The sequence below is a fragment of the Leifsonia sp. 22587 genome, from assembly GCF_052044215.1.
GTDB lineage: Bacteria > Actinomycetota > Actinomycetes > Actinomycetales > Microbacteriaceae > Leifsonia > Leifsonia shinshuensis_C.
In genome coordinates, this window is sequence record NZ_JBQENB010000002.1 from 11,355 (window position 1) to 21,014 (window position 9,660).

The 9,660-nt window shown below is 69.8% G+C and carries 7 protein-coding genes; all 7 read right to left on the reverse strand.

The annotated features are described in order from the left end of the window. A partial coding sequence (locus ACTJI1_RS08000) for an alpha-hydroxy acid oxidase (protein WP_440742205.1) occupies positions 1-690 on the reverse strand: 690 nt, incomplete at its 3' end. After that, the gene (locus ACTJI1_RS08005; protein WP_440742206.1) at positions 683-2,149 is read right to left on the reverse strand and encodes a rhamnulokinase; all 1,467 of its coding nucleotides are present in this window, start codon (positions 2,147-2,149) and stop codon (positions 683-685) included. The genes ACTJI1_RS08005 and ACTJI1_RS08000, both read right to left, overlap by 8 nt. Further along, entirely contained in the window at positions 2,146-4,182 is a 2,037-nt protein-coding gene (locus ACTJI1_RS08010) for a bifunctional aldolase/short-chain dehydrogenase (RefSeq protein ID WP_440742831.1), read from the reverse strand. Before ACTJI1_RS08010 ends, ACTJI1_RS08005 begins: the two co-directional genes overlap by 4 nt. A gap of 2 nt (positions 4,183-4,184) precedes the next feature. Then, complete coding sequence (gene rhaI / locus ACTJI1_RS08015; RefSeq protein ID WP_440742207.1) at positions 4,185-5,348, reverse strand: L-rhamnose isomerase; 1,164 nt, start codon at positions 5,346-5,348, stop codon at positions 4,185-4,187. A gap of 67 nt (positions 5,349-5,415) precedes the next feature. Then, positions 5,416-7,689 carry a family 78 glycoside hydrolase catalytic domain gene (locus ACTJI1_RS08020; RefSeq protein WP_440742208.1) on the reverse strand — a complete coding sequence of 758 codons (2,274 nt, stop codon included), beginning with the start codon at positions 7,687-7,689 and terminating at the stop codon, positions 5,416-5,418. A 116-nt stretch (positions 7,690-7,805) separates the two neighbouring features. Then, positions 7,806-8,639 carry a carbohydrate ABC transporter permease gene (locus ACTJI1_RS08025; protein WP_310128091.1) on the reverse strand — a complete coding sequence of 278 codons (834 nt, stop codon included), beginning with the start codon at positions 8,637-8,639 and terminating at the stop codon, positions 7,806-7,808. Beyond that, on the reverse strand, positions 8,636-9,583 hold the full coding sequence (locus ACTJI1_RS08030) for a carbohydrate ABC transporter permease (protein ID WP_440742209.1): 948 nt from the start codon (positions 9,581-9,583) through the stop codon (positions 8,636-8,638). The genes ACTJI1_RS08025 and ACTJI1_RS08030 overlap by 4 nt, the downstream gene beginning before the upstream one ends. Between the last annotated feature and the right edge of the window lie 77 nt (positions 9,584-9,660).

Below are 9,660 nucleotides of genomic sequence, written 5' to 3' on the forward strand. Positions count from 1 at the left end.
GGTGGTGAGGAAGTCGTACCACCACCACGGGCGCGGGATGGCGTTGATGATGGTGCCGAGGGTGAGCTGGGGTGGGATGGAGAACCCGTTCCTTTTGTCCCGCAACCGCGCCCCCGCGATCGGCGTGTCCACCGTGAAGAACAGGGTGTCGAACCCCGCCGCGGCCGCCCGCTCCACCAGGCCATAACTGATCTCGCGTTGCCGCATCACGTACAGCTGGAACCAGTTGCGCCCGTGCGGGTTCGCCGCCTTCACCCCCTCGATCGACGTGGTGCCCAGCGTGGACAGGGTGAACGGGATGCCCGCCGCACCGGCAGCGCCGGCTCCGGCGGTCTCCCCCTCGGTCTGCATCAACCGGGTGAACCCGGTCGGCGCGATCCCGAACGGCAGCGCCGACGGGCCACCCCAGATCTCGCAGGAGGTGTCCACCTGCGACACGTCGTGGAGGATCGAGGGGTGGAACTCCACATCCTGGAACGCCTGCCTGGCCCGCGCCAACGACAGCTCCCCCTCGGCCGCACCCTCCGTGTAATCGAACGCCGCACGAGGCGTCCGGCGGCGGGCGATCCGCGCCAGGTCCTCGATCGTCAGCGCGGACTCCAGCCGCCGCTTCTTCAGGTTCAGCTCCGGCTTCCGGAACTGCATCAACTCCAGCAACTCCACTGGACGAGGGAACTGGCGATCAACCATGGGCAAGGATCCTAACGGGGTCGTAGCGCGTGATCTGAGCGGTGCGGGCGACGAGTGCACGGAGCGTCTCCAGGTCCCCGCTGAGCAGGCCGGCGGCACGCGCCTGAACGAGCACGTTTCCGATGGCGGTCGCCTCCACGGGCCCCGCGAGCACGGGCAGCCCGCTGCGGTCGGCGGTCGCCTGGCACAGCAGCGCATTGCGGGCTCCCCCGCCCACCAGATGCACCACCTCGACCGCGACGCCCGTGAGCGCCGCCGCGCGGTGCACCGAGTCGGCGAAGGCGGCGGCGAGGCTCTCGACGATGACGCGGACCATCCCGGCCGGCGACGCCGGTGCGGCCAGCCCGCGCTCCGCGAACCACTCGGCGATGCGCGACGGGAGGTCTCCCGGAGCGAGGAAGCGCGGGTCGTCCGGGTCGAAGAGGTCCGCCGGCCGGGGCAGCTCCGCCGCCTCGGCGAGCAGCGACTCGAGCGTCACTCGCAGCCCGCGGCGCTGCCACTCGCGCACCGACTCGCTGAGCAGCCACAGCCCCATGACGTTGTGGAGATAGCGGATGCGCCCATCCACGCCGCCCTCGTTGGTGAAGTTCGCCGCGCGTCCCTCCTCCGAGACGACGCGCCGCGGAAGCTCGACGCCGACCAGCCCCCACGTTCCGCACGAGATGTAGGCGGCGCGGGATGCGTCCATCGGCACGGCGACGACCGCCGACGCGGTGTCGTGCGAGCCGACCGCGGTGACCACCGGACCGTCGCCGCCGAACGGCAGGTCGCCGCGCAGGGACGGCAGGAGGCGCCCCACCGGCGTCCCGGCGTCCACGAGGGGCGGGAACACGGAGCGCGGAAGTCCGAGCCGCGCGATGAGGGCGTCGTTCCAGGCGCCGTCGGCCGTGAGCAGGCCGGTGGTGGATGCGTTGGTGCGCTCGGCCTGCACTGCCCCGGTCAACCAGAAGGTGAGGAGGTCGGGGACGAGCAGGAAGCGGTCCGCGCACTGCAACGAGCCGCCCGCGGCATCCACCGCCAGCTGGTAGAGGGAGTTGAACGGCAGGAACTGGAGTCCGCCCTCGCGGTACAACTCCCCCGGCTCGACGGCGGCATGCACCGTCGCGACGCCGTCGGCGGTCCGCTCGTCGCGGTAGTGGTACGGCTCGCCGAGCAGGCGCCCGTCGCGCAGCAGTCCGTAGTCGACCGCCCACGCGTCCACGCCGATGCTCGCGAGCGCCGGATCGGCCCGCGCGACCGAGGCCAGGCCGTCGAGCACGTTCGTATACAGCCCGGTGAGGTTCCAATGCAGCGCGGCCCGGTCGCCCTCCCACACCCGCACGGGCGTGTTCAGGAAGCGGGCCGCCTCCGTCAGCTCCAGGGTGTCGGGGCCGACACGCGCGTGGATGACCCGGCCGCTGGTGGCGCCGAGGTCGACGGCGGCGACCGTGCCCGCCCCGGGTGACGCTGCCGTGCTCATCGGAGGAAGGCGGCCGCGACTCCCGCATCCACCGGGATGTGCAGGCCGGTCGTGTGGTCGAGGTCGCTGGTGCAGAGCACGAAGACCGCGTTGGCGACATGCTCGGGCAGCACTTCGCGCTTGAGCAGGGTGCGCTGGGCGTAGTACTGGCCGAGCTCCTCCTCGGGCACTCCGTAGACGGCGGCGCGTTTGGCGCCCCAGCCGCCGGCGAAGATCCCGGACCCGCGGACGACGCCGTCGGGGTTGATGCCGTTGACCCGGATGCCGTGCTCGCCGAGCTCCGCGGCGAGCAGCCGCACCTGGTGCGCCTGGTCGGCCTTCGTGGCCGAGTAGGCGATGTTGTTGGGGCCGGCGAAGATCGAGTTCTTGGACGAGATGTAGACGATGTCGCCGCCGAGCTTCTGGTCGATCAGCACGCGCGCGGCGGCCCGCGAGACCAGGAACGACCCCTTGGCCATGACGTTGTGCTGCAGGTCCCAGTCGGCGTTCGTGGTCTCCAAGAGGGGCTTGGAGATCGAAAGCCCGGCGTTGTTGACCACCAGGTCGAGACCGCCGAACGCGAGCAGCGCATCCCGGATGGACGCCTCCACCGCCTTCTCGTCGGTCACGTCCGCGGCGACACCGATGGCGACATCCGCGTTGCCGATCTCGGCCGCCGCGGCCTGCGCCTTGGCCAGGTCGAGGTCCGCGATGACCACGCACGCACCCTCCCCCGCCAACCGCGTCGCGATGGCCTTCCCGATCCCGGATGCCGCCCCGGTGACCAGGGCGATGCGCCCGGCGAGCGGTTTGGGCTTCGGCATCCGCCGCAGCTTGGCCTCTTCCAGCGCCCAGTACTCGATGCGGAACTTCTCCGCCTCATCGATCGGCGCATACGACGAGAGCGCCTCCGCGCCGCGCATCACGTTGATCGCGTTGACGTAGAACTCGCCCGCCACCCGGGCCGTCTGCTTGTCCTTGCCGTAGGAGAACATGCCCACGCCCGGGATGAGGATGATCGCCGGGTCCGCGCCACGGATCGCCGGCGACTCCGCGGTCGCGTGCCGGTCGTAGTAGGCCTGGTAGTCGGCCCGGTACTGCTCGTGCAGCGCCTCCAGCCGCGCCACCGACTCCTCGATGGATGCGTCGGCCGGCAGGTCGAGCACCAGCGGCTTCACCTTGGTGCGCAGGAAATGGTCCGGGCACGAGGTGCCCAACGCGGCCAACCGCGGATGCTCGGCCGACGCCAGGAAGTCCAGCACGACGTCCGAGTCGGTGAAGTGGCCCACCTGCACCCGGTCGGTCGAGGCGATCGCGCGCAGGTGCGGAGCCAGCGCCGCCGCCTTCGCCCGCCGCTCGGCCTCCGGCAACGCTTCATACCCGGGCAGCACCGGGCCGAACGGCTCGGGACGCCCGTGGGCGGCGATGTAGTCCGCGGCGGTCTGGATGATCCACAGCGAGTTCGCCTCCGCCTCCTCCGAGGTGTCGCCCCACGCGGTGATGCCGTGGCCGCCGAGGATGGTGCCGATCGCGTCCGGGTTCGCGGCCTTGATCGCCGCGATGTCGAGCCCGAGCTGGAAGCCGGGACGCCGCCACGGCACCCACACCACGCGGTCGCCGAAGACCTTCGCGGTCAGCTCCTCACCGTCCGCCGCCGTCGCGATCGCGATCCCGGCATCCGGGTGCAGGTGATCGACGTGCGCCGCATCCACCAGACCGTGCATCGCCGTATCGATCGACGGCGCCGCACCGCCCTTCCCGTGCAGCGTGTAGTCGAACGCGGCGACCATCTCGTCCTCACGCTCCACACCCGGGTAGACGTTCTGCAGCGCCTGCAGGCGATCCAGCCGCAGCACGGCCAGCCCGGCCTCCGTGAGGGTGCCGAGGTCTCCCCCGGAGCCCTTCACCCACAGCAGCTCGACCGGCTCCCCCGTCACCGGGTCGGTCTCGGTGCCCTTGGCGGAGGTGTTCCCGCCGGCGTAGTTCGTATTCGCCGGGTCCGAACCGAGGCGGTTCGAGCGGGCCAGCAGGGATGCGACGGTCTGATTCTGCATGCTCACGCGCCCCATCCGGCCTGGGTGCCGCCGACGCGGTCGGCCTCGATCTGCTCCTGGTACCCGGACGCCTTGTACGCGGCCATCGGGTCCGCCGGCAGCCCCCGCGACTCCCGCCACGCAGCCAGGTCGGCGCGCACGTCCGTGTTGAACGCGTCCATGAACACGGTGTTCGCAGCCAGCACGTCGTTCGCGGCCTGCGCGGCCGCCAACGCCTCCACATCCACGAGCAGTGCCTTGGCGGTGGCTTCCTGCACGTTCAGCACCGACCGGATCTGCCCCGGGATCTTCGCCTCCAGGTTGTGGCACTGGTCGAGCATGAACGCGACGTCCGGGTTCGCGTACCCGCCGCCCTGGATCACCTCGAAGATGATCCGGAACAGCTGGAACGGGTCCGCCGCGCCCACGATCAGGTCGTCGTCGGCGTAGAACCGGCTGTTGAAGTCGAACGAGCCCAGCTTCCCCAGCCGCAGCAGCTGCATCACGATGAACTCGATGTTCGTCCCCGGCGCATGGTGCCCGGTGTCCAGGCACACCACCGCACGGTCGCCCAGCGCCTGCGTCTGCACGAAGCTGGTCCCCCAGTCCGGAACATCCGTGTGATAGAACGCCGGCTCGAAGAACTTGTACTCCAGCACCAGCCGCTGACCCTCGCCGATCCGCTCGTAGATCTTCTGCAGACTGTCCGCCAGCCGGTCCTGCCGGGCGCGCATCGAATCCTGACCCGGATAGTTCGTGCCATCCGCCAGCCAGATCTTCAGATCCCGCGACCCGGTCTCGTTCATCACATCGATGCACTCGAAGTGGTGATCGATCGCCTTCTGCCGGATCCGGTCGTCGGCGTGGGTGACCGACCCGAACTTGTAGTCGTCGTCCTGGAACGTGTTCGAGTTGACCGTCCCCAGCTCGACCCCGTTGTCCTCCGCGTGCTTCTTCAAGTCCGCGTAGGAGTCGACGCGGTCCCACGGGATGTGCAGCGCCACACTCGGCGCGAGCCCGGTGTGCTTGTGCACCTGCGCCGCATCCGACACCTTCTCGAACGGGTCGCGCGCCGTGCCCGGCGTGCCGAACACCCGGAACCGCGTTCCCGAATTGCCGAACGCCCAGCTCGGCAGCTCGATCGCCTGCAACGCCAGCTGATCCCGGATCTCGACGGGGAGGGTCATGGTACTTCGCTTTCTCTCTGCGGCTGCGGGATGCGCGGCCACGTGTCGGTTGCGGTCGTGCGCGGGGTCAGCGGATGATGTCGGCGGATGCCGTGCGGACGGTCGCCTGCGCGCTGGTGTGCCCGGCGCCGATGCTCCGGTCGTCCTCGCCGGGGAGGCGCAGCACGCCGTCCACCCCCTCCGGCAGGTCGGCCTCGACGGTCAGGGTGTCGCCGTCGAGGGTCCACCGCACGCTCACCGGACCGCGCGGAGTGACGAGCGAGGTCTCCGCCTCGGTCAGGCCGCCGCCGGGCTGCGGCGCCACGAGCACGCGGGCGTAGCCGGGCTCCAGCGCCGAGAGTCCGCCGACGACGCGGTGCATCCAGTCGGCGACCGCTCCGAGGGCGTAGTGGTTGAAGCTGGTCATCTCGCCCGGGTTGATCGTGCCGTCCGGGAGCATGGAGTCCCAGCGCTCCCAGACCGTGGTGGCGCCCATCGTCACCGGGTAGAGCCACGACGGGCACTCCTTCTCGAGGAGCAGCCGGTACGCGTCGTCCAGGTGGCCGGTCTGCGTGAGGGCGTCGGTGATGAACGGCGTGCCAGCGAAGCCGGTCGAGATGCGGTAGCCCGCCTCGGCGACGAGCTCAGAGAGCCGGTCGCCGGCGAACGCCTCGTCCGCCGCGCTGAGCAGGCCGAACACGATCGCGAGCGCGTACACGGTCGTGCAGTCGCTCTTCACGACGCCGTCGCGCACGTACTCGGCGTTGAACGCCTCGCGCAGCCGCGCCGCCAGGGCCTCGAACTCCGCCTGCTCCTCCGTGCGGCCGAGCAGCTTCGCGGTCTCGGCGACGATGGTCGCCGAGCGGAACGCGCAGGCCGTCGCGACGACGCCCGTGTCGGCCTTCGCGAGGGCCGGGTCCTCCGGCGGCGCGTCCGGGTCGAGCCAGTCGCCGAACTGGAAGCTGGTGTCCCAGACGCCCGCGGGCGAGAGCAGCGACTCCACCCGGCGGACGTGCGCGGTCATCGAGTCGAGCTGACGGCCGAGCACGGCGTCGTCGCCGTACGCCTGGTAAAGCGTCCACGGCACCCACACCGCGGCGTCGCTCCAGATCGCCGTCGAGTCGACCGGGCCGAAGTCGGTGGCCTGCTCGATCTTCTTCAGGATGTCCGGGATGACGAAGCCGACGATGCCGTCGTGGTGCTTCTGCTCCAGGTCGAGGTCGACCAGCCAGTCGGAGAGGAAGCCGTCGACGTCGTACAGGAAAGCGGCCGTCGGCGCGAAGGCCGCGATGTCGCCGGTCCAGCCGAGGCGTTCGTCGCGCTGCGGGCAGTCGGTGGGCACGTCGACGAAGTTGCCGCGCATCCCCCACACCACGTTCTCGTGGAACTGGTTCAGCAGGGGGTCGGACGTGTGGAACTCGCCGATCCGGGTGAGCTCGGAGCCGATCGCGACCGCCGTGAGGTCGGCGGGGTCGAGCTCGCCCGGCCAGCCCTCGATCTCGGCGTAGCGGAAGCCGTGGAAGGTGAAGGTCGGCTCGAACTCGTCGACGCCGCCGCTCAGGATGTAGCGGTCCGTCGCCTGCGCGCTGCGCAGCGGCCGCGTGCCGAGCTCGCCGTGCTCCAGCACCTCCGCGTGGCGGATGGTCACCTCGGCGCCGGCCTCGCCCTGCACGCGGACCTTGATCCAGCCGACGAGGTTCTGACCGAAGTCGACCAGGGTCTTGCCCGACGGGGATGTGGTGACCTCCTGCACGGGCAGCGCCGCCCAGCGGGTGACGCGCGGACCGATGTACGGGGTGAGCGTGGCGGTGTCGAACTCGACCTCGCGCACGCCGGTCCAGCCGTCGCCGGCGAAGCCGGGGCGCTTCCACGCCTCGTCGCGCCGGCGGGCGTCGATCGTCTCGCCGTCGTAGAGGTCGTTGGCCAGCACCGCGCTGGGGCCGCTGGCCCAGCTGTCGTCCGTGACGACCAGCTGCGTGGCGCCGTCCTCGAACTCGACCTCCAGCTGGGCGAACGCGCCCAGGCTGTCGCCGTAGTACGAGCCGCCGCCCGCCCAGCCCAGGCGTCCGCCGAACCAGCCCTTGCCGAGGGCGAGCCCCAGCACCGTGGTGTCCTCGAGCAGCTCCGTCACGTCGTAGTCGGCGTACCGCAGCCGCCACTCGTAGGCGCTCCATCCCGGCGTGAGCAGGTCCTCCGACACCGGGCGGCCGTTGAGCCACGCCTCGACGATGCCGTGCGCGGTCAGGTGGAGGGTCGCGAGGGTCACCGCTCCGTGACCGGACTCGAGCGAGAACTCGCGTCGCAGCAGCGGCGCTCCGTCGAAGTCGGCTGCGGCGGCGATCATGCGGGCGTGCCAGTTCATTGCGTTGTCTCTCCGCTTTCGTGTCGGGGTGTTCTGTGTCGGGGGGTTCTGTGTCGGGGTGTTCTGCGTCGGTGGGTTCTGCGTCGTGCGTTCGTCGTCGTCCGCGGGCACTGCCGTCATCCCTTGACGGCGCCGCTGGTCATGCCGGCGATGATCTGCCGGTTGAAGAAGATGTAGGCCACGAGCGGCGGGATGGTGATGAGCAGGAAGTCCATGAACAGCAGGTTGTAGAAGCTCAGGTTCTGCCCGGCGAAGCTGTACAGCGTGGTCTGCACGGTCGCGTTGTCGGCGCCCGGGAGGAAGTACAGCGGGTTCTGGAAGTCGTTGAAGACGAACACCGACTGCACCACGATCACCGTGACGATCACCGGCCGGAGCAGCGGCAGGATCACCTGGAAGAACATCCGCACCCGCCCCGCGCCGTCGAGCACCGCGGCCTCGTCGAGCTCACGCGGCACCGTCCCGAAGAACGCCCGGAACATCAGGATCGAGAAGGACAGCCCGAAGGTCGTCTCGATGAGGATCATGCCCGGCAGGGTCTTGAACAGTCCGAGGCCCTGCAGCACCCAGATCGTCGGGACGACGGCCGGAGGGACGATGAGCCCGGCGAGCACGAAGAAGTTGACGACCGGGCCCCACTTGCTGCGCTTGCGGGCGAGCACGTAGCCGGCCATGGCCGCGATGATCACCATGAGCGCGACCGAGAAGACCGTCAGGAGGGCAGAGTTGAAGAACGCCCGCCAGATCAGGCCGTCGCCGCTCTCCAGCACCGCGATGAGGTTCGGGAAGAAGCTCCACTCCTTCGGCCAGGTGAAGGCGAGGCTGGACGCGTCGTCCGGCGTCTTCGACGCCTGGAGGAGCACGAAGGCGAGCGGGACGAGGAAGACGATGACGGAGACCGCGATCGCGATGACCCCGATCGTCCAGGACCGGATGCGCTGCCGCTTCACAGCTCCACCTGCTTTCTGTTCAGGAAGTACGACAGCGGCACCATGATCAGCGTCACCACGAGGAACAGCACGACGTTGCCCGCGGTGGAGAGGCCGTAGAAGCCCGCCTGGTACTGCTTGTAGATCACCGAGGCGAGCACGTCGCTGGTGAAGCCGGGGCCACCGCCGGTGGTGGCCCAGATGATGTCGAAGGAGCGCAGGCCGCCGATCAGCGACAGGATGATGACCGTCGCGGTGGCGCCGCGGCTGAGCGGGATCGTGATGTCGCGCAGGATGCGCCACCCGGTCGCGCCGTCCATCCTGGCCGCCTCGTAGTACTCGTTGGGGATCGCGACGATGCCCGCCATGAAGATGAGGGTGGCGATGCCGACGCCCTTCCAGATGTCGACGCCGGCGATCGTGTAGAGCGCGAGGTTCGGGTCGGTGAACCAGCCGGGCTGCGGCAGGCCGAAGAACCCGAGGACGCCGTTGACCATCCCGTGGAAGGGGTCGAGCAGGGCCTTCCAGAGGATGCCGACGCCGATCGTGGAGAGCAGCACCGGGAAGAAGACGATGGCCCGGAGGTACCCGCGGCCGACGACCGGCGAGGTCAGCAGCAGCGCGAGGAAGAAGCCGATGATGACCTTGGCTCCGGAGGTGAGGACCGCGTACACCAGCGTGTGGATGAAGCTCGTGTAGAGCTGCGGGTCCTGGAAGAACTGGACGTAGTTCGCGAAGCCGATGAACTGCGCGTCGAACAGCGACCAGCGGGTGAGCGAGAAGTAGAACGACGACAGGGACGGGATCGCGAAGAACACCGCGTAGAGCACGAGCGCCGGGATGAAGAACCAGGTCGGGTAGTGCGACCTGATGCCTTTGCGCTTGGTCGTGCGATCACCGGGGTCCTTCACCTCGGTCAGGATTCCGGCCGCCTGTGTTGCGGTCGAAGGGGTAGCCGTCGACATGTCCGCTCCTCGTCGAGTGTTCTGTGGTGGCCGGGATGCTGGGTTTCGGGGCCCGGGGCGGCCGGGCCGACGCGATC